This is a genomic window from uncultured Succinatimonas sp., assembly GCF_905203285.1.
GTDB lineage: Bacteria > Pseudomonadota > Gammaproteobacteria > Enterobacterales > Succinivibrionaceae > Succinatimonas.
This window is the reverse complement of record NZ_CAJKVK010000015.1, coordinates 1-20,257: the sequence shown is the minus strand read 5'-3', so window position 1 is coordinate 20,257 and position 20,257 is coordinate 1. Positions and strand designations below refer to the sequence as shown.

The 20,257-nt window shown below is 40.3% G+C and carries 15 protein-coding genes and 1 pseudogene; 8 read left to right on the top strand and 8 right to left on the bottom strand.

The genetic code is table 11. From position 1 onward, the window contains the following. Positions 1-43: 43 nt before the first annotated feature. Together pflB and QZ019_RS03070 are read right to left on the bottom strand one after the other, a co-directional pair. A complete protein-coding gene (pflB, locus tag QZ019_RS03075) occupies positions 44-2,290 on the bottom strand; it encodes a formate C-acetyltransferase (RefSeq protein WP_294567138.1) in 2,247 nt (748 codons plus the stop codon). A 504-nt stretch (positions 2,291-2,794) separates the two neighbouring features. After that, entirely contained in the window at positions 2,795-4,684 is a 1,890-nt protein-coding gene (locus QZ019_RS03070) for a fructose-1,6-bisphosphatase (protein WP_295482200.1), read from the bottom strand. Positions 4,685-4,868: 184 nt separating this feature from the next. Here QZ019_RS03070 and QZ019_RS03065 point away from each other — a divergent pair, with 184 nt between their 5' ends. Then, positions 4,869-5,939 carry an AI-2E family transporter gene (locus QZ019_RS03065; RefSeq protein ID WP_294567142.1) on the top strand — a complete coding sequence of 357 codons (1,071 nt, stop codon included), beginning with the start codon at positions 4,869-4,871 and terminating at the stop codon, positions 5,937-5,939. Positions 5,940-5,992: 53 nt separating this feature from the next. On the opposite strand, the gene QZ019_RS03060 is transcribed toward QZ019_RS03065, so the two are convergent. The 6 genes from QZ019_RS03060 to QZ019_RS03035 form a co-directional block, all read right to left on the bottom strand. Beyond that, the gene (locus tag QZ019_RS03060; protein WP_295482196.1) at positions 5,993-6,595 is read right to left on the bottom strand and encodes a flavin reductase family protein; all 603 of its coding nucleotides are present in this window, start codon (positions 6,593-6,595) and stop codon (positions 5,993-5,995) included. A 136-nt stretch (positions 6,596-6,731) separates the two neighbouring features. Continuing rightward, on the bottom strand, positions 6,732-8,213 hold the full coding sequence (locus QZ019_RS03055) for a UxaA family hydrolase (RefSeq protein WP_295482193.1): 1,482 nt from the start codon (positions 8,211-8,213) through the stop codon (positions 6,732-6,734). Then, positions 8,214-9,710: a tagaturonate reductase gene (locus QZ019_RS03050; protein WP_295482190.1), complete on the bottom strand. Its 1,497-nt coding sequence runs from the start codon at positions 9,708-9,710 to the stop codon at positions 8,214-8,216. It abuts the gene before it with no gap. A gap of 409 nt (positions 9,711-10,119) precedes the next feature. Next, entirely contained in the window at positions 10,120-10,611 is a 492-nt protein-coding gene (locus QZ019_RS03045) for a transposase (protein WP_295482187.1), read from the bottom strand. Between the two features lie 42 nt (positions 10,612-10,653). Continuing rightward, positions 10,654-11,259 carry a transposase gene (locus tag QZ019_RS03040; RefSeq protein ID WP_295482185.1) on the bottom strand — a complete coding sequence of 202 codons (606 nt, stop codon included), beginning with the start codon at positions 11,257-11,259 and terminating at the stop codon, positions 10,654-10,656. Between the two features lie 220 nt (positions 11,260-11,479). Next, positions 11,480-12,454 carry a bile acid:sodium symporter family protein gene (locus tag QZ019_RS03035; RefSeq protein ID WP_294567150.1) on the bottom strand — a complete coding sequence of 325 codons (975 nt, stop codon included), beginning with the start codon at positions 12,452-12,454 and terminating at the stop codon, positions 11,480-11,482. A 494-nt stretch (positions 12,455-12,948) separates the two neighbouring features. On the opposite strand from QZ019_RS03035, the gene QZ019_RS03030 reads away from it, so the two are divergent. The 7 genes and pseudogenes from QZ019_RS03030 (at position 12,949) to uxaC (ending at position 20,137) form a co-directional block, all read left to right on the top strand. Then, complete coding sequence (locus tag QZ019_RS03030; RefSeq protein WP_294567152.1) at positions 12,949-13,419, top strand: hypothetical protein; 471 nt, start codon at positions 12,949-12,951, stop codon at positions 13,417-13,419. After that, a complete protein-coding gene (locus tag QZ019_RS03025; RefSeq protein WP_294567154.1) occupies positions 13,409-13,927 on the top strand; it encodes a hypothetical protein in 519 nt (172 codons plus the stop codon). Before QZ019_RS03030 ends, QZ019_RS03025 begins: the two co-directional genes overlap by 11 nt. Further along, positions 13,928-15,328 (top strand): asparagine--tRNA ligase, encoded by a 1,401-nt coding sequence (gene asnS, locus QZ019_RS03020; RefSeq protein WP_294567155.1) that lies wholly within the window; start codon positions 13,928-13,930, stop codon positions 15,326-15,328. Between the two features lie 425 nt (positions 15,329-15,753). Next, positions 15,754-16,755: a TRAP transporter substrate-binding protein gene (locus tag QZ019_RS03015; protein ID WP_295482179.1), complete on the top strand. Its 1,002-nt coding sequence runs from the start codon at positions 15,754-15,756 to the stop codon at positions 16,753-16,755. A 25-nt stretch (positions 16,756-16,780) separates the two neighbouring features. Beyond that, a complete protein-coding gene (locus QZ019_RS03010; RefSeq protein ID WP_249084224.1) occupies positions 16,781-17,296 on the top strand; it encodes a TRAP transporter small permease in 516 nt (171 codons plus the stop codon). Between the two features lie 46 nt (positions 17,297-17,342). Next, a pseudogene (locus tag QZ019_RS03005) lies at positions 17,343-18,667 on the top strand (TRAP transporter large permease). A 57-nt stretch (positions 18,668-18,724) separates the two neighbouring features. Then, complete coding sequence (gene uxaC / locus QZ019_RS02995; RefSeq protein WP_295482169.1) at positions 18,725-20,137, top strand: glucuronate isomerase; 1,413 nt, start codon at positions 18,725-18,727, stop codon at positions 20,135-20,137. The last annotated feature ends 120 nt before the right edge of the window (positions 20,138-20,257 follow it).

Sequence of the window (20,257 nt, the reverse complement as noted above, 5' to 3'; positions counted from 1 at the left end):
TTTAAAGCCCCGAGGTCTTAAGATTAAATTGTTAAGCTAACAATTACATTGACTTATGGCAGGTTCTGGCGATAACGTCAAGCTGCTGCTCACGGGTCAAATCGATGAACTTAACTGCGTATCCTGACACACGGATAGTGAAATTAGCGTACTCAGGCTTCTCTGGATGCTCCATAGCGTCAATCAACTTCTCGGTACCGAAAACATTGACGTTAAGATGATGAGCGCCACGCTCAAAATAACCGTCCATGACACGAACGAGATTATCGGTACGCTCCTGCAAATCATGACCTAAAGCGTCAGGGCTTATAGTCTGAGTGTTGGAAATACCGTCTAACGCGTACTCATACGGAAGCTTAGCTACCGAATTCAAGGAAGCGAGCAAACCGCTCTTTTCTGCACCGTAGCTCGGGTTAGCGCCAGGAGACAAAGGTTCACCGGCTTTTCTGCCGTCAGGCAAAGATCCGGTAGCCTTACCGTAAACCACATTAGAAGTAATGGTTAAAATTGAAGTAGTCGGCTCTGAATTACGATAAGTATGATACTTCTTAATCTTACCTAAGAAGGTCTTAAGCAACCATACTGCAATATCATCAGCACGATCATCGTCATTACCGTAACGCGGGAAGTCGCCTTCGGTCTCATAATCAACGGCAAGTCCCTGCTCATTACGAATAACTTTAACTTTAGCGTACTTAATGGCACTTAATGAATCTACTACATGAGAGAAGCCGGCAATACCGGTTGCAAAAGTACGACGAACGTCAGTATCAATTAAAGCCATTTCAGCAGCTTCGTAGTAGTACTTATCGTGCATGTACTGAATAAGATTCAAGACATTGACATAAAGACCGGCAAGCCAATCCATCATGATGTCAAAGCGATGCATCACTTCATCATAATCAAGGTAATCACCGGTAATAGCACGATATTCAGGTCCTACCTGAACGCCTGATTTCTCATCAACACCGCCGTTAATTGCGTAAAGCATGCATTTTGCAAGGTTGGCACGAGCTCCGAAGAACTGCATTTCCTTACCGGTTTCAGTTGCAGATACGCAGCAGCAGATAGAGTAATCATCACCCCAGACAGGACGCATTACGTCATCATTCTCATACTGAACGGATGAAGTCTGGATAGAAATCATTGCTGAATACTTACGGAAATTCTCCGGCAAATGTTTGCTGTAAAGAACAGTAAGATTAGGCTCAGGAGCAGGTCCCATGTTCTCTAAAGTATGGAGGAAGCGGAAATCGTTCTTGGTGACCATAGAACGTCCGTCCATTCCGATACCGGCAACTTCCAAAGTAGCCCAAACCGGATCACCTGAGAAGAGCTGATTGTATGAAGGAATACGGGCAAATTTAACCATACGCAGCTTCATTACCAAATGGTCAATAAGCTCTTGTGCCTCGGACTCGGTGAGAGTTCCTTCTTCCAAATCACGCTGGATATAAATATCAAGGAAGGTGGAAACACGGCCTACGGACATTGCTGCACCGTTTTGAGTTTTAATGGCGGCTAAATAGCCGAAATAAAGCCACTGCACAGCTTCACGGGCATTTTTTGCCGGAACGGAGATATCATATCCGTAATCTAAAGCCATAACCTTCATCTGAGCCAAGGCTTTAATCTGATCGGAAAGCTCTTCACGCTGACGAATAACGTCATCAGTCATGGTTCCGCTGCCGCAATTTTTAAGATCTTCTTTCTTTTTCTCAATAAGGTAATCAATACCGTACAAAGCGACACGACGATAATCGCCGACGATACGGCCGCGGCCGTAAGTATCAGGAAGACCGGTAATGATTTTGTTCTTACGGGCAGTTCTCATTTCAGGGGTATAAGCATCAAAAACGCCCTGATTATGAGTCTTATGATATTCGTTGAAAATCTGCTGGAATTTAGGATTAGGAGTATAACCGTAAGTAGTGCAGGCTTCCTGAGCCATCTTAATACCGCCATACGGCATAAAAGCGCGCTTTAAAGGTTTATCGGTCTGCAAGCCAACAACCTTTTCCAAGTCCTTTAACTCACTGGAAATATATGCAGCTTTGTAAGCAGTAATTCCGGACACAACTTCGGTTTCCATATCGAGAACACCGCCCTTTGCACGCTCCTGCTTCTGAAGTTCCTGAAGTGCGCCCCAAAGTTTATCGGTAGCCTCGGTAGGGCCGGCTAAAAAGGAAGCATCACCATCATAAGGGGTATAGTTATTTTGAATAAAATCTCTGACATTAACATCACCAAGCCAATGGGTTCCTTTAAAACCGCGCCATTCTGTTCTCATAAACAACTCCTGTATTGTGTTTAAACAGAAAATTTCATCACTTTAAAGCGATAAAACTCATTGAATTAAATTTGCCTTAAAAGCCGACGTTCATTTCCTAACTAATGTGCCGAAATCCTAAGGACTTGAGGTTTCCGCTTCATGCTCCATCTTCAGAAACCACGTGAATAATATACTTTTTTAATCTTACATACAAGATAAAAAACTTAAATTTTTAAGCATTTTTTCAAATAAAAATAATCAAATTTAAGTTCCACTTATAGGACTGCAGTTCAATGTTTTTTGCTTTATTTTTCAAACAGATATTTAAAGAACACAAATGGTTAGCATAACCTAACAAAATTTCTGTTTCTTACATGATTTCTTTTTTCAATTGACCATATTTGTTAACTGCAAAACTTATTCAAAAAATGTAAGAAGACATTTAAAATTTAATTTAAGAAAAAATAATGCCCGACAAAAAAGCATCGGGCAATAAAGAAAAAGTTTTACTTAAATAAATTTCTAATTTTCCGCTATTTCACCTGAGCGGTAAGCCTGCAGTAAATCAGTTAACGCTCTGATGCTGTATCGTATCTGCGTACCGGCATCACTATCCCCTACCATCATGCGTTTACGGAAAGTTTCGACCATATAGCTGTCAGAATGAATATCCGTATTTGACAATAAAGCATCTTCGATTGTCGTAAAAGGACGATGCGCTTTAAGACGTAAACCGTGGGAATTAAAAATCAATGTATATCCGGCAATACCGGTTGTCTTGTGATAAGCATGACAGAAGCCGCCGTCTATGACGATGAGTCTTCCGTTTCCGCGAATAGGATCTTCACCTTCCCGAACTTTAATCGGCGTATGTCCGTTTATGATATGACCTTTATCAGGATCAAGCCCGAACTCTTTTAAAATCATCTTACAGATATCTTCTCTGTAATATAAAGAATAGTAAGGGTCACGAGGCTCTTCCCAAGTACTTTTATCTTCACATAAAGCGCGTTCGAAAGTTTTAACAATGCGTCCTGACAGTGGAGATCTGATTCCGCACCAGAGATACCACATGTTATCAAGACTATCCTGATCTTTTTCAATCCAAGCTTTACGTGCCAAAGCATCGGCATAATCCATATAGGCTTTGCCCGTAAGATAATGACCACCGCAGTTAATCGGAGCAAATGTTCCGTCTTCATTTAAAGGAATGCAGCCGTGATAAAGAAGATTTCCGTTATAGCAGCGATACATAGATCCGTTTTTATATAAAAAAGCTATATGCTGCTGAAGTCTCTTACTGCCTAAAAAAGCCTGTTTTAATTCAAGGCATACTCTCTCCTCTTCCGGTGTAAGCTTATAAGGATCATTTCTATCGATGGTCGGAAAATCTTTAGTACGGATTTTGTATTCTTTTCCTTCTAAAACTACAGTGCCTTTATCAAAATCAATCTTATCAAGCAAAAGGCGCTTTTCCATATCAAATTCTTTATGACGTTTTATAACGTGTCCCTGCAGTTTGAACACTAAAACGGCAAGCGCTTTTTTCAAAGCACTCATTTTCTCTTCTTCTTTATAAGTATACTCGGCAAACATTACCAAAGAACGCATACTGATTCCGTAGCCGTTTTCCAGCAGCTCGTAATTATCATAAAGAACATTGTTACGCACCACGGTCATAATGCTGACTAAAGATCCGCATGCCGCTCCCATCCACAAAATATCATGATTGCCCCATTCGATATCAAGACTGTGGTGCTTCATCAAAAGATCGATGATCTTATCAGGATGAGATCCTCTATCGAAAATATCACCTACTAAATGAAGATGATCAACGGCAAGACGTTTAATCAAAGAAGCCAGTGAATTAATAAAGTGATGTGCACTTCCCGTTTCAATAATCGAGTCGAAAATTTTCTCATGATAACGAACTCTATTGTTATCCTCATCAGCCATAGCGTGCATAAGTTCGTCAATAATGTAATTAAACTCACGCGGAATGGCTTTACGCACTTTTGAGCGGGTATATTTTGATGAAATAAACTTAGCCAAAACAATAAGACGCTTAATAGCTGTCTTGTACCAATTGGCATCTACCACTCCCTGTTGTTTTAAAAGCTCCAGCTTCTCATGAGGATAATAAACTAAGGTACAAAGATCGGCTTTTTCATTTTCATATAAATTCTGGAAAACAATATCAACTTTTTCACGTATAACACCCGAACAATTATTGAGAATATGACAAAAAGCATCATATTCACCATGCAAGTCGCTAACAAAATGCTCAGTGCCTTTGGGCAGGTTCAAAATCGCCTGTAAATTAATAATTTCAGTAAAAGCCGCGTATCTGGACGGATATTGCTGAGCTAAGAGCTCTAAATATTTTTCTTTAAGAAATTCATTCTCTTTCATAACAGTCTTAACATGCCCTAAATTTTATTTACTCTTTCTCAAACTAATATTAACTTTTATAGAAAAACTTATAAAACACCCTATAACGAAAATGCGCAGCTTTTCAAAAAAAAGATTCAAAGTAAAAGAGTAAGCAATGTCCTTTTGCTAAAATCAAGCTAACATAACGTATGGAAATAAAAAAATGAACAACAACTCGCGTGAGCGTTATTTTGAGCTTTCTTTACTATTTTTGATTCTGATATTAGGGTACGCTCTTATCCTTCAGGCTTTACCTTTTATCAACGGCATTTTAGGAGCTATTACTCTTTATGTCTTGTTAAGACGCCCTAACTTTTATTTAATAAACCGCTACGGTAAAAGAAAAGCTCCCTGGATCATTACGCTGTCCGTAACCGTATTTATTTTGATCCCTTTATCGCTGCTTGCATGGTATGCAATTGAATTAGTGCAGAATTTCGATCTTGACCCTAAAATTGCCATTGAAAAAATTACATCCATTGTTAAAAAAATCGAAGGCGCTACCGGCTTTGACCTGATTACGGATAAAAGTTTAAGCTTTATTACCGCCCAGCTTAGTAATATTTTCAACATGCTGATGTCCGGCATTAATAACTTTACCGTCAATTTATTCACGGCAATTTTATTACTGTTTTTCCTGCTTTCAGGAGGGATGAAAATGGAGCTTTATATCGCAAGGCTCCTGCCTTTTAGTGATGAAAATAAACATGCTGTTATTAAAAAACTTCATTTAATCGTCCGTTCCAATGCTATCGGCATCCCTCTGCTTGCCATCATTCAAGGCTTGGTAGCTACTATAGGTTATATGCTATGCGGGGTGAATAACGCTCTTTTATTCGGTATTCTCACAGGTTTTGCCTCAATCATTCCGATTGTCGGCACCATGATTGTGTGGATCCCTCTTGTCATCGGACAATACTTTGACGGATCTTTACTTTCCACACTAGGTCTTGCTTTATACGGCATCGTGATCATCTCACAATGCGATAACGTAATTCGCTTAATTTTGCAAAAAAGGATGGCAAACACTCATCCTTTAATCACCATTTTCGGTGTCATTGCCGGTTTACCTATTTTCGGTTTTATGGGCGTAATTTTCGGACCTTTAATCGTATCTATGTTCCTTTTATTCGTGGATATGTTTGCAAAACAATATATCTTAGGCGAAGTTTACTCTCCGATACCGCCTGCACAATTGCCTGAAATAAAAAATAACTCAAATACAAAAAAGTAAAAAATACAAGGCGGAGGGGTTCAGCTCCGCCATCTTTATATATTTAAATTTTATTATTCTTCTTCATCAAGTCCGAAACCTTCTCCTTTTAGCTCATCCCCCAGACCGAAGAAATGAGATCCTGCGACATAATGCAGCGTACGCAACTTAGGATCAACACCGTCAAAGCAAACATGATTGTTCTTATAAACTCGTTTATCCGCATAAGCGGCAACGCATTCACCGATAAACAAATCATAGGTTTTCTCATTATGGGGTTCAGGGATAACTTTAAAAATCAAATAACCGATACAACCGTCAACCAATGGGATCTTGCAGTCATCTAAAGTAAAAAACGCAGCACCTGATTTTTCAAACTTGTCTTTCTCATCATTTTTGCTGACAGAGCCTAAATAATATAATTCTTTAGCAATAGCAACCGTCGGAATACCGATTGCAAAATATCCTGACTTCTCAATTAAAGGACGGGTGTAATGATCTTTTGCAATAACGGCAGTACATTTAGTCGGATTATAATCAAGTGCACCTACCCATGTTGCCGGCATTGCTCCGGTATCACCGTTAAATTCAGCACTGACCATACAAGTAGCGCCTAAATTAAGTAATCTGTACGCTTTATTGATATCTACCTTTTCTAAATAGTCACGTGTAATCATAAACAACCTTCCTTTCCCTTTATTTTTTTATCCTAAGAAAAAGCTCCGAGTTCTGAAACACCATCGCAAAAAGAACACTTTCTGACGATGCTCAGTACTTTCGGAGCTTTTATGATACTTAAAAATAAGCCCAAAACTACATGGTTACGCCGTCTTTCCAGATAATAATGTCATGGAAGCCGCGTTTTTCCGATAAAGTCTTCTTTCCTGAAGCAACAGCGAGTACGTAGTCAAGCAGCTTATCGGTTAAAGAATCAAAGCTTTCACCATCAACTATAGCTCCGGCATTAAAATCAATCCAATCCTGCTTTTTATTAAACAATGCAGTATTAGTTGAAATCTTGACGGTCGGAATTGCAGTTGCAAAAGGAGTGCCTCTGCCGGTCGAGAACAACACCATGTGACATCCTGCTGAAGCCAATGCGGTACAGGAAACACCGTCATTGCCGGGACCTTGCAATAAATTCAAGCCGTGGGTACGTAAAGACTCTCCGTATTTTAATACGTCGCATACTTCGGCCTTACCGCCTTTTTGCACACAGCCTAAAGACTTGTCTTCCAATGTGGTAATACCGCCGGCTTTATTACCGGGAGAAGGATTTTCAGAAACAACTTGTCCGTGAGAGGAGAAGTAATGTTTAAAATCATTGATAAGATTGACGCATTTATCAAAAACTTGAGGCGTTACAGCTCGATTCATAAGAATCTGCTCAGCGCCGAACATTTCTGGAACTTCAGTCATAACCGAAGTTCCGCCTGAACCTACTACGACATCGCTTAATCTGCCGATAAGAGGATTTGCCGTAATTCCTGATAAGCCGTCAGAGCCTCCGCACTTTAAGCCGATACGTAATTTATTGATACTGACTTTTTCACGCTTATAAGCGTTAACTTTTACCAAAAGTTCGTCAATAATGGCTTTACCTGCAGTAAGTTCGTCCTCAACATCCTGCGAATTTAAGAAATGAATGCGATCATCATTTGCATCCAAAAACTCCTTAAACACCCCGATGTTATTGTTCTCACAGCCTAAACCTAAAACCAATACTGCGCCGGCATTAGGATGACGGGTCAAACAAGCCAAAATTTTCTGGGTTGTTGTTTGATCTTCTCCCATCTGCGAGCAGCCGTACGGATGAGTTAAGGCAAGGCAGTCATCAACATTTGCAAATTCGGACAAACGGCTTTGGGCATAAGATTCAAGCTCTTTTGCCACATGATTTACGCAAAAAACTGTAGGAATAATCCATATTTCATTACGAATACCGACATCCCCGTTTGACCTTACGTAACCGTCAAAATAACGATCGACATGCTTTAACTCGGTTTTTGGAGCTTTATCATAACTGTATGAACCGAAAGCCTTTAAATCGGTTTTAACATTCTGTGTATGAACATGCTCGCCTTTTTTAACCGCATGTTTTGCTCTGCCGATAGGATATCCGTATTTTATAACCGGATCGTTTTCAGCTAAATCATAAAGCGCAAACTTGTGTCCGCGAGGAATATCTTCTTTTAATATAACGGCGTCATTTTCAAGCTTAACTTCCTGTCCTTGCTTTAAATCAGTAAGGGCTACGGCTACGACGTCTTCAGGGTTTATTTTTATGGCTTGCATTTAATTAAGCTCCAATAATGCTTGCATTGTGGTTACAACACCATCGGTAATAATGGCATGAGTATATTTTGCGATAGTAGAGGTCAAATCAACATCGGCAGATAAATTAATCCCCCATAATTTAGTATCGGATAATACGGTTTTTACTGTAAATAATGCACTGGCTTCATTTTTTTGATATACCGACCAAGCTTTCTTTAAAACCTCAACAGCGTACGCATCATCAATAAATTCACCTGTTTTACCGCCTGCGCGTTTTACTTTAACCGGAACGCCTTCGGCATCATGATATAGAGCAATATAAGCGGCTACGGCAAAACATAATTTTTTCGGCAAAACACCTTTTGCTCTTGCATCAAGAATTGACGGGATCACTCGAGCATTAAGTTTTGAAGTCGAATTCATCAAAATAGACGCAAGCTGATGATGCATGGAAGGATCTTTAAAACGATTCATAACATCATCGGCAAATTCCGTCAGCATTCCTTTATCAAGATTTACCGCCGGAATTATTTCATCATAAACTACGGAGTGAACGAACGGACCGGTAACCGGATCGGACATCATTTCATCTACGGTAGTAAGTCCAGCAAGAAAAGCGGCAGGAACATTTGCAGTATGAGCTCCGTTTAAAATGCGCACTTTACGCAAACGATACGGAGTAATATCGGGAGCCACTACAACGTTAAGTCCTGCTTTTGCAAACGGCAGCAAATCATTTACATCATTATCGCCTTCGATGGCCATGAAATGGAACAGCTCACCGCATGTCATGAGTTCATCGACATAACCTAATTTTTCTTCATAATTCTGTGCTTCGTTTACCGGATATCCTGAAACTACTCTATCAACAAGAGTATTTAAGAAACGGCAATCTTCATTCAGGTAAGATATAAACTCATCACCTAAATTCCAGTCTTTTGCAAGCTGTAAAACTATATTCTTTAATTTTTTACCGTTATCATCCAGTAACTCACACGGCATAACCACCATGCCGTACCCACATTTGCAGGTACTTTTTGCATGTTTGAATCTTTCATACAAAAATACGGTTAATTTTCCGGGATAAGAAGAAGGAGCAATTCCCTCTTTTAAATCTTCTTTTACATATGTAATTCCGGCTTCTGTAGTATTGGAAAACACGAACTGCAAAGATTCAAGTTTTGCGTACTCTAAAATATCCTGCCATTCTTCATAGGGATTCATTGCCTTTGCAATCGAATTAACTACCTCATTCTCTTCTACGCTTTTTCCGCCATCAATCCCATGAAGCAATGTAGTATAAAGACCGTCTTGTGCTTTAAGCTTAGGAACGACGCGTCCGCGCGGAGTGCACTGTAAAGCTAAAATTCTGCCGTTAAACAAACCTTTTGAATTTAACTTATAGACCATCCAATCAATAAAACCGCGTAAAAAATTACCTTCACCAAATTGTATTACGCGAATCGGTAAGTCACTTTTCTTATCGGGGCAAACAGACAAATTTAACTGCATCATGAAAAATCCCACCTAAATACATTAAAAAATACTTTAACTTTTTCATTCTATTGCAATGATTAATTTTTACTTGAGCTTAATTACAATTATTTGATAAACCGCAAATAATTGACAGCTTAAAGCAAATTAAAAAACTGATATGAAGTGACCGATGTCAATACCACCGCAGATAATATTTTCAAGAGATCTCTTGCCGTACTTTACGGGGCTTGACCACTCTGATATACGCGGATTGGTTACCGCAGGTCACCGGTTTCGCCGCCGGATCGCACCGTCTTTTGTCGAGGATCTTGTGTGGTTAACACAGCCTACATAGTTTTTTCGTGGATATCCGAACCATGGCAGACCTCAAGACCTCTTGGAGATATTATCTGTGTTCAGGTACCTTTCCTCCTTATCCTTTACCCGGTTAAGCCTTTTTAATTTGTACTTCGGTCAACCCGTTCATCATGCCGCAAATAAAGCAGCTCAGTTCCCGGGCTACCGCAGTTACGGCAACATTATGTTTTTTACCGCTCCTTTCAAGTTTGTAATACCTGCGGCGCAGCCTTGCACTTGCCTTGTCGGCATAATTGATAACGGTTGTATCATTACCTTGCTGCCGTGCAAGCAGTGCCCTGCTCTTATATCCGGGTAATCCCCGGCAAATGCTTTGTGCTGCCTCTATCAGCACTTTACGGATATGACCGGTGCCCGCTTTGGTAATAGCGATACGTTTTTGTTTTTTACCGCATGATTTCTCTCCCGGTACCAAGCCTAAATAAGCAGCAAAATTCAGCGGTTTTAAAAAGCGCCTGAAATCACCGATTTCCGTAATTATCGCCAATGCCCGTGACCTTGTTATTCCCGTAAAGCATGCAAGTTTTCCGACATTGTCTTTATATCTTTTCGTCTTGGACAATTCTTCAATCCTGACATCGAAAGCTTTGATTTTATTATTGAGCTACTCCATGGTCGCTAAATATTCCTGCAGGATTTCCCGGTATAAAGGAGATAATGTCATCCCTTTGATATATTTAAGATGCTCTGCCGTCCATTTGGTGCGTTGATAGATATACCCGTGTCTCATGCACAAAGAGTTTATTTGCTGCTTTATTCTTTTGACGGCTGCCTTATGGTCATTGCGCATCCTGATGTAGTCTCTTACCGCCAAATCCTCTTCACCGGGAACGAATACCGCTGAATACGTTCCATACGCAAGATTTTGCGCGATGGTTCTCGCATCTCTTTTATCGGTTTTTACTTTTTTCCCGCCTTTTTCTTCACTCATCTTGGTCGGAGCTAAAATTTTGCAGTCAATTCCGCGCGCTTTAAGGTAATTGTACAAGCTAAAACCCAAACATCCGGATTCATATCCGGTAATGAAAGTACATTCATCGTCCGCACAGTAATGCTCAATATTGTCAAGGTATTTGATGATATTGGAAGGCTCCGCCGCGACTTTGGTTTCAAAGAAAAATTTATTCTCTTGACCGAAAACCGGCTCTAAAGCACATAAAGAATACGAAGTGCTATGTACATCCATGCCGATATATATTATTCTTTCCATAAAGTGACCTTCCTATGTATGCGGTAATTCCCGCTTTTTAATGATTAACTGTTTAAATTGTAGGGTAAATCCACGATATTTACATCAGTGGAGGTCACTTCATATTGTCTTTTCTTACCTATATGCATCATATTAATCCGCCTTTACGTGCTATTAAATAAAAAGAGCTCCGCATTAAATTTCGGAGCTCTTTTTTACAGACTAATGATTTTATTTTCTACTAGTCTTTTCTATTCATCTTTTCATCATCTTCAGGGCTGTTTTTCATATTGGCATAAATAGTTGCCAAAATCGGACCTGAAATATTATGCCACACGGAGAAAATTGCTGAAGGCACTGCCGACAACGGACTGAAGTGAGCCATGGCAAGAGCGACACCCAAACCTGAATTCTGCATTCCGACTTCCATAGAAATAGCTTTTCTCTTGGCTACAGACATGCCGCATACCTTTGCAAGGAAATACCCCAAGGCAAGACCTAAACCGTTATGCAGAACAACTACTGCAAAAATGATAAGTCCGGTTTCGGCAATTTTCTGCTGGCTTACTGCAACAACAGCAATAACAATAGCAACGATGGCAAAAACAGAAATCAAAGGTAATGCAACAACGACATTACGTACGAATTTACCGAAAAAGCTATTGATAATAACACCGGCAACTATCGGAAGGATCACGATATTGACAATTGACATGAACATACCGTAAGGATCAACCTCAACCCACTGATTGGCAAAGAGGTAAATCAAAGCCGGAGTTACGATAGGAGCCAAAACAGTGGTGCAGGAAGAAACGGTAACGGAAAGCGGGACATCGCCTTTGCCCAAGTAAGTCATAACGTTTGAAGCAGTACCGCCCGGGCAGCATCCTACCAAAATAACACCTACGGCAATTTCATCGCTTAAGCCTAAAATCTTGCACAAGCCCCATGCGGTAAGCGGCATAATAATGAACTGGCCTAAAATACCGATAATAACTTCAAGCGGACGGGTAAATACTTCAGAAAAGTCCTTGGCTCTTAAGGTAAGACCCATACCGAACATTACGATACCGAGCAAAATAGAAATATACGGAGCAAGGAAAGTAAAGTAAGACGGAGCGTTATATGCGATGCAGGCAAAAATAATTACCCACAAGGCAAAAGTCTTACCGAAAAAAGCACTTAATTTTCCCAAAGAGGTAACAATTGAGTTCATAGTACTAACCTAAACGAATTTTCTTAAAATATAGATTTGCCCTTGAATACTCTGAAACTTAAGCATTCAGGCATAGAAAATATTTGATTAAATTAACGACGCTGATAACGTTGAACTTAAGGCAGGCGGATTTTTTGCTTTGCGTAAAAACTACTTTAAAGTTTTTAATAGCTTTGTATTTCCGTCGAGGGTAACGACTTTCCTACAAAGTATTTTTATAAAAGTATCAAACGATAAACGTTGCGTTTGAGATATATTAAATCAAACTCACCTTTTTTGTGCCATTTTTAATTTTTTATATAAGTTAGCGCACTATTTTGGTAAACATACTTAATTTTTTTGCATCATTTTAGAGCAACATTTTCCGTTCTACAAAGAATAAAACTTAAAAATATTTCCGGCTTACTGACTGCAACAGCATTTTTACTAACCAAAAACAATATTAAAATGTTAAAATTTATGCTCATTTATCATTATTTATATTTAAATAGAAAATGTTTAAAAAAATTCTTTTATTAGTAGGCATCTGCAGTGCTATGACAATGGCAGGCTGCAGTTCACTGCCTGACGGTTCACAAAAACCCTTTTTACAAATTGACAGTCTGACTCTCGCAGGTCCTAATGAAGAGCCAGGGTTTGATATTGCCTTTACAATGGAGCATCGTTCCCTTGAGCCTTTACAGATAAAAGAATACAAAGTTGACATATTCGTCAACGGAACCAAAGCGGCAAGCCATATTGAAGAGCCTGATGATTTATTGTTAAATCCCGGTACCCCCGTTAAATTCAAATCATTCATAAAGGCTAACCTGCTTAACGAAGTTGCGGCAAAATCCCTGCAAAACAGTTCATATGTCGTAGTTGACGCCAGCTGCGTAATCACCGTAGTTTTTGATGAAGACGAAGAAAACTATGACTTTAACCCTACAGGATCATTTGAAGGCTTGATTTCCCATGTTCAGTAAATCTCACTCTTTTGAACCGCGTGTAGGAACAGCGCAATTCGTATTCGGCATCATTTATACTTTGATTGTCGCTACTGCTTTATTATTAGCGGCATATGCCTACTCTAAGGGAAACAAAGAACCCTATATGCATTACTTTATGGCCGTAGTATTTGCAATTATGGCTATAAAAAGTTTTTACCTATATAAAAAGGTAAAAAATCTGATTAAAAACGGAGTTCGTACTGTAGGAACATTAACTTCTTGTGAACCGGTACGCGGAATTACCATATTAAAAGCCGTAGTAGATGTTAAAGATTACGGTCCTATTGACATCGAAACGAGACTTGCAGGTGAAACCGTTGCCCACGAAATAAAACGTTACCTTAATGAGCACCATACGGATCAAGTTCCGGTCATGGTCGTCGGAAACAGCAAGCGCCCGCGCGGAATGATTATGATCCGCACCAAAGCAGGACGTCTTGATCCACAAAGCATTGAAATTAAAGATAAAGAAGGAGCTTTATAAATGAGTCTTGTCAGTGCCAAAGACATTCTTGACGGCAAATATGCCGTCGGCAGCACTGTTACCCTTGCAGGTTGGCTGCGTACCCGTCGTGATTCCAAAGCCGGATTTTCTTTCCTTGCCATAAATGACGGATCTTGCTTTAACAATGTTCAAGTCATCGCCGACAAGTCACTTAACAATTACGAAAGCGAAATTTTATCTTTAACTACCGGTTGTTCTCTTGTTGTAGAAGGAACCCTTGAGGCTTCACAGGGAAAAGGCCAGGCTTTTGAAATTAAAGCCGCTGCGATTAAAGTATACGGATTTGTTGAAGATCCTGATACCTATCCGATGAGCGCCAAACGCCACACCATCGAATATCTGCGTGAATATGCCCATCTGCGTCCGCGCACCAATTTAATCGGTGCCGTCATGAGAATTCGCAATACCGCAGCCTACGCCATCCATTCATTCTTCCAGGAGCGCGGCTTTATGTGGGTTTCTACCCCGCTTATCACCGCATCCGACTGTGAAGGCGCAGGTGAAATGTTTACCGTAACTAACCTTGACCTTAACAACATTCCTAAAGATGATAAAGGACAAGTAGACTACAGCAAAGATTTCTTCGGCCGTCACGCTTATCTTACCGTATCTGGTCAGTTAAACGTTGAAACTTACGCCAGCGCTTTCTCAAAATGCTATACCTTCGGACCTACTTTCCGTGCTGAAGATTCAAACACTACCCGTCACCTTGCCGAGTTCTGGATGTGTGAGCCTGAGATGGCATTTACCGATTTAAACGGATGTGCTGCAGTTGCCGAGGATATGCTCAAGTACGTATTCCGTACCGTGCTTGAATTGCGCCGCGACGATATGGAATTTATCGTTGAGCGTGTCGACAAAGATGCTATCGGACGCTTGGAGCGTTTTATCAATGCCGATTTTGCTCAAGTTGACTACACTGATGCCATCAAGATCCTCGAAAATTGCGGCAAAAAGTTTGAGTTCCCGGTTAAATGGGGTATTGATTTACAATCAGAGCATGAAAGATATCTTGCCGAAGAACACTTTAAATCTCCGGTTGTTGTTAAAAACTATCCTAAAGATATCAAAGCATTCTATATGCGCATGAATGATGACGGTAAGACCGTTGCCGCTATGGACGTTCTTGCTCCGGGAATCGGTGAAATTATCGGCGGTTCACAACGTGAAGAGCGCCTTGACATGCTAGATAAGCGTATTGAAGAAATGGGACTTAATAAAGATGCCTACTGGTGGTATCGTGATTTAAGACGCTACGGAAGCGTACCTCATTCAGGTTTCGGTCTCGGCTTTGAACGTCTTATCGTTTACATCACCGGTGTCGGAAATGTCCGTGATGTAATTCCGTTCCCGCGTACCCCGAGAAACGCAGATTTCTAAATTAAAAATTTATATTAAGGCGGCACCTTTTGGTGCCGTTTTTATTTGCTTTTTTATAATTCTAAAAAAATAAAATCTTTAACTAAAACATTTGAATTTTTGCACTAATTTCATTAGATATTGCTTATTTTTTGTGCAATAACTCTTTATTGAAGATAAATTGTTATTATTTTTCAAATAATTAATAGTAATCCTTGATAAATCATACAAATAAGGCAAAAAATAAGTGGCTTTACATATTAAAAACCGCGAATTTGTATACTAGTCGACATTTTTACACATAATTTAAATTTAAATGTTTGAAATTTGCGCAAGCTAGCAGTTTTTTTATTTTTTTACCGTATATTTAACGTGGTTACTAGAATACAAGTATGTTAATTACTTCGTTTTCTACATAATGCTATTAATAAATTGAGGGTATTTATATGCGCATTAATAAATTATTCGGAACTGCATTGGCTGTTGTCTTAGCTTCCACTTTAGCCTTAAGCGGCTGCGGCGAACAAGAAAAACAGCTTATTCGCATGTCCCATTCTCAGATTGAAACCCATCCTGATCATTTAGGTTTAGTTGCTTTTAAAAATTATGTAGAAAGCAAATTAGGCGATAAGTTCGAAATTCAGATTTTCCCTAACGCTACATTAGGTGCTAACGAAAAAGTTCTTGAATTGATTAAGCAAGGCTCAGTTCAGTACTTAGTTGTTTCTACAGCTAATATCGAATCATTTGATCCTATTTATTCATTATTCTCAATTCCCTACATTTTCACCTCAGAAAAAGCTTTTGAGAATTTCATTACCAACCCTGAAATACTTGAGCAATTAAGCGTAAACTCCGATAAAAACGGTTTCTATCCGGTTGCATCCTTCACTGCCGGTACCCGTAACTTCTATGCCAAAACCCCGATTAGAAGCGTAAGCGATATTGCAGGCAAGAAATTCCGCGTTCAGGCAGGTCCTACCAACGTTGCTATGATGCAGGCATTCGGCGGCGCTGCAACTCCTATGTCATTTGGTGAAGTTTACTCTGCATTGCAGCAAAGCGTTATTGACGGCGCTGAGAATAATGAGCTTGCTTTAACTGACCAGAAACACGGTGAAGTCTGCAAATACTTCTCCTATGACATGCACCAGATGGTTCCTGACCTTCTTGTAGTATCAAAGAAGTTCTATGACGGCTTATCAGCTGATGAAAAGAAAGTTTTTGATGAAGCTGCAAAAGAAGCTGAAAAAGCCGAGTTTGCCGCATGGCACAAGCGCGTAGGCGAAGCCAAGAAGCAAGCTGAAGAGATGGGTGTTGAATTCATTAATGTTGACGTTAACGAGTTCCGCAACAAAGTTCTCCCTATCCATCAGGAACTTTTGAACAAGACTCCTGCATTAAAACCTTTATACGAAGCTGCAGAACAAGCCAATCAGGCTCAGTAATTTAACTTTTTAGGAGCATCAGTTAATGGAAGCTATCAGAAAGTTACTTGATAAATGCCTTATTACCTTCTGCGTGTTTTTATTCATGTTCATGACGGTAATCGGTACTTATCAGATTGTAACGCGTTATTTCTTTAATTCTCCGAGTACTATTTCCGAGGAACTCGTAACCTATAGCTTCACATGGCTCTCGATTTTGGCGGCCGCCATCGTGTTCGGTGAACGCGGTCACCTCTGTATGGCCTTCGTATACAGCAAATTTACAGGAAAAAAGCGTGTATTTTTGGACATACTTTCCGAGATCCTTGTGATTTTGACTGCAATATTGCTCTTAATTTACGGCGGCTATGTAATGGCCTCTGAAAACATGAGTCAGGTCACCGCATCCTTAGGCGTCAATATGGGCCTTATGTATGCAGTACTGCCCCTTTCCGGCATTTTGATTACCGTTTACGGTTTACTCAATTTAGCCAAAATGTTTTCCATGCTTAAAGATCCTAACGTCGCACAATACGGCGTTGAAACTGAAGAAAACGCATAGCCGTTAAAAGGAGCGGATATAACCGCTCCTTAATTAGGAGAGATATATGACAATTACAGTAGCACTTATCATGGCAATCACGATGATAGTACTCCTTATCTTAGGCGTACCTATCTGTATTGCCATTGCGATATCTTCAATTCTTGCCGGTGCTAACGCTCTTGATTTCAACATGATGCTGCAAACAGGAGCACAACGTACCTTTACCGGAATTTCAGTATTTACTTTAATTGCAATTCCTTTCTTCATTTTGGCCGGCAATATCATGAACCAAGGCGGTATCGCTATACGCCTTATGAATTTTGCCCGTCTTTTGGTAGGTAAAATTCCAGGTTCATATGCCCACACCAATTCCATGGCCAATATGATGTTCGGTGCTATTTCAGGCTCAGGCGTAGCAGCCGCCTCCGCTATGGGTACCATCATCGGGCCTATCGCCGTCAAAGAAGGATACAGCCGCAATTACATGGCAACGGTCAACATCGCTACCGCTCCAACCGGACTGCTGATCCCGCCGTCAAACGTACTTATTACCTATTCGTTGGTGTCAGGCGGAACCTCTGTTGCCGCATTGTTCCTTGCTGGCTACATTCCGGGTATTCTCTGGGGTTTAAGCTGCATGGTCGTAGCTTATTTCTGGGCCAAGAGAATCGGATACAAAGGCGACAGCCAGAAAATCACCGCAGCTTTGGCACTTAAGGTAACTTTAGAAGCAATTCCTTCTTTACTGCTTATTCTTATCGTTATCGGCGGTATCGTTGCCGGTGCATTCACCGCAACCGAAGGTGCAATCGTTGCCGTAGTCTACTCACTGATTCTGTCAATCTGCTACCGTTCCATCACTTGGAAAGCTTTGGTACAAATTTATGCAGATTCAGCTAAGATGACAGGCATCATCGTATTGCTTATCGGCGTTTCTTCAATCATGTCCTGGGTTATTTCTTTCGTAAATATCCCGTCGCTTGTCGGCGAAATGTTAAACGGCGTAAGTACCAATCCAATCATCATTTTACTTATCATTAACATTATTCTCTTGATTGTAGGTACTTTCCTTGATACCACTCCGGCAATTTTGATTTTTACCCCGATCTTCCTGCCTATCGCAATTCAGTGTGGTTTGAGCCCTGTTGAATTCGGTATCGTTATTACCTTATTACCTTCAACCTCTGCATCGGCACTATCACACCTCCTGTAGGCAACATTTTGTTCGTAGGCGTAAAAGTTGCACAGACCACAATCGAAAGAGTAATCAAACCGTTGATTCCTTTCTATATAGTGATCATAGCCGTCTTAATGCTCTGCACGTACGTGCCGACCATTTCAAGCTTCATTCCGGAACTTTGCGGGTACGAAGCAACCTTACCTAAGTAACAATAAACTAAGAGCTCTCAAAAGAGAGCTCTTTTTATAATTAAGGAGTATCAATACATGAAAGCATTTATGGATGAAGATTTTCTTTTAGAAAACGAAACCGCTAAAAAATTATTCCATGAACATGCGGCCAAAATGCCTATCATCGATTACCACTGCCACATCAATCCGCAGCAGATTGCTGAAAATTATCAATTCCGTAATATTACCGATGCATGGCTTAGCGGTGATCACTATAAATGGCGCATGATCAGATCAAACGGCGTTCCTGAAAAACTCATCACCGGCAATGAAAGTACCGATTATGAAAAATTTGAGATGTTCGCCAAATCATTACCGCGCGCTATCGGCAATCCGCTATATCATTGGACCCATTTAGAGCTCAAACGTTACTTCGGCATTACCAAAACTCTTTCTGAAAAAACCTGCAAAGAAATTTGGGATGAGTGCAACGCTAAACTTGCCACCGACGATTTCAGAGTTCAGTCCATCATTAAAAAATCCAATGTTAAATTAGTCGCTACCACTGACGATCCGGGTGACAGCCTTGAATGGCATCAGAAAATCAGAGAACAAGGAACCTGTACCTGTAAGGTAATTCCTGCCTGGCGTCCGGATAAGGCCATGAAAATTGAAAAACCCGGCTTTAAAGAATATGTTAACCATATCGCTAAATTAGTCGGTGTACCTGCCATCAACAGCTGTGAAGAATTCTTTAATGCTTTAGACGCCCGCATGAAATTCTTTGACGAACAAGGATGCCGCGCTGCCGATCATGGTATCGACTACGCATATTGCCGCATCGTATCAAAAGATGAGCTTGAAGCAATTTACCAAAAAGGAATTAAAGGCGAAGCTTTGACCGATACTGAAATCGAAGCTTACAAAACCATGATCCTTATTCATCTTGCCAAAGGATATACCAAATACGGATGGGTAATGCAGATGCATTACGGAGCCATTCGCGATCCTAACAGCAAAATGTTCAAGATTTTAGGCGCAGACACCGGCTATGACGTTGTAGGCAACCGCCCGTGCGCTGAAGGTATTTCGCAGTTCATGAACGCTTTAAATGAAGCTGACGCACTGCCTAAAATGATTTGGTATTCATTAAATCCTGCCGATAATGCAGTTATCGCCACCGCAATAGGAGCCTTCCAAGGCCCTGAGGCTCAAGGCAAAATTCAGCAAGGATCTGCTTGGTGGTTTAATGATACTTATCAGGGCATGATCGATCAGATGACGACTTTGGCTTCTTTGTCTATTTTAGGCAATTTCGTCGGTATGCTTACTGATTCAAGAAGCTTCCTTTCCTATACCCGTCATGAGTATTTCCGCCGCATTATGTGCAACTTAATCGGCACATGGGTAGAAAAAGGCATGTATCCTGCAGACATGGACTTCTTAGGTCAAATCGTCGAGGATATTTCGTTTAATAACACTAACCGTTATTTCAGCATGGGACTTTAATAGTCCTCTCTTGTGCGGCCGAATCATTCGGCCGCTCTTTTTTACGCTAAAAATTTCTTAACTAAAAACCTAAAAGTTGCGGATCTAGATAAGTAACTCTAAAAATCCTCTCTAAACGGC

What these genes read in the sequence shown, in the direction of transcription:
- pflB (WP_294567138.1), bottom strand. Translation starts at nt 2,290, where the DNA reads ATGAGAACAGAATGGCGCGGTTTTAAAGGAACCCATTGGCTTGGTGAT.
- QZ019_RS03070 (WP_295482200.1), bottom strand. Translation starts at nt 4,684, where the DNA reads ATGAAAGAGAATGAATTTCTTAAAGAAAAATATTTAGAGCTCTTAGCT.
- QZ019_RS03065 (WP_294567142.1), top strand. Translation starts at nt 4,869, where the DNA reads ATGAACAACAACTCGCGTGAGCGTTATTTTGAGCTTTCTTTACTATTT.
- QZ019_RS03060 (WP_295482196.1), bottom strand. Translation starts at nt 6,595, where the DNA reads ATGATTACACGTGACTATTTAGAAAAGGTAGATATCAATAAAGCGTAC.
- QZ019_RS03055 (WP_295482193.1), bottom strand. Translation starts at nt 8,213, where the DNA reads ATGCAAGCCATAAAAATAAACCCTGAAGACGTCGTAGCCGTAGCCCTT.
- QZ019_RS03050 (WP_295482190.1), bottom strand. Translation starts at nt 9,710, where the DNA reads ATGATGCAGTTAAATTTGTCTGTTTGCCCCGATAAGAAAAGTGACTTA.
- QZ019_RS03040 (WP_295482185.1), bottom strand. Translation starts at nt 11,259, where the DNA reads ATGGAAAGAATAATATATATCGGCATGGATGTACATAGCACTTCGTAT.
- QZ019_RS03035 (WP_294567150.1), bottom strand. Translation starts at nt 12,454, where the DNA reads ATGAACTCAATTGTTACCTCTTTGGGAAAATTAAGTGCTTTTTTCGGT.
- QZ019_RS03030 (WP_294567152.1), top strand. Translation starts at nt 12,949, where the DNA reads ATGTTTAAAAAAATTCTTTTATTAGTAGGCATCTGCAGTGCTATGACA.
- QZ019_RS03025 (WP_294567154.1), top strand. Translation starts at nt 13,409, where the DNA reads ATGTTCAGTAAATCTCACTCTTTTGAACCGCGTGTAGGAACAGCGCAA.
- asnS (WP_294567155.1), top strand. Translation starts at nt 13,928, where the DNA reads ATGAGTCTTGTCAGTGCCAAAGACATTCTTGACGGCAAATATGCCGTC.
- QZ019_RS03015 (WP_295482179.1), top strand. Translation starts at nt 15,754, where the DNA reads ATGCGCATTAATAAATTATTCGGAACTGCATTGGCTGTTGTCTTAGCT.
- QZ019_RS03010 (WP_249084224.1), top strand. Translation starts at nt 16,781, where the DNA reads ATGGAAGCTATCAGAAAGTTACTTGATAAATGCCTTATTACCTTCTGC.
- uxaC (WP_295482169.1), top strand. Translation starts at nt 18,725, where the DNA reads ATGAAAGCATTTATGGATGAAGATTTTCTTTTAGAAAACGAAACCGCT.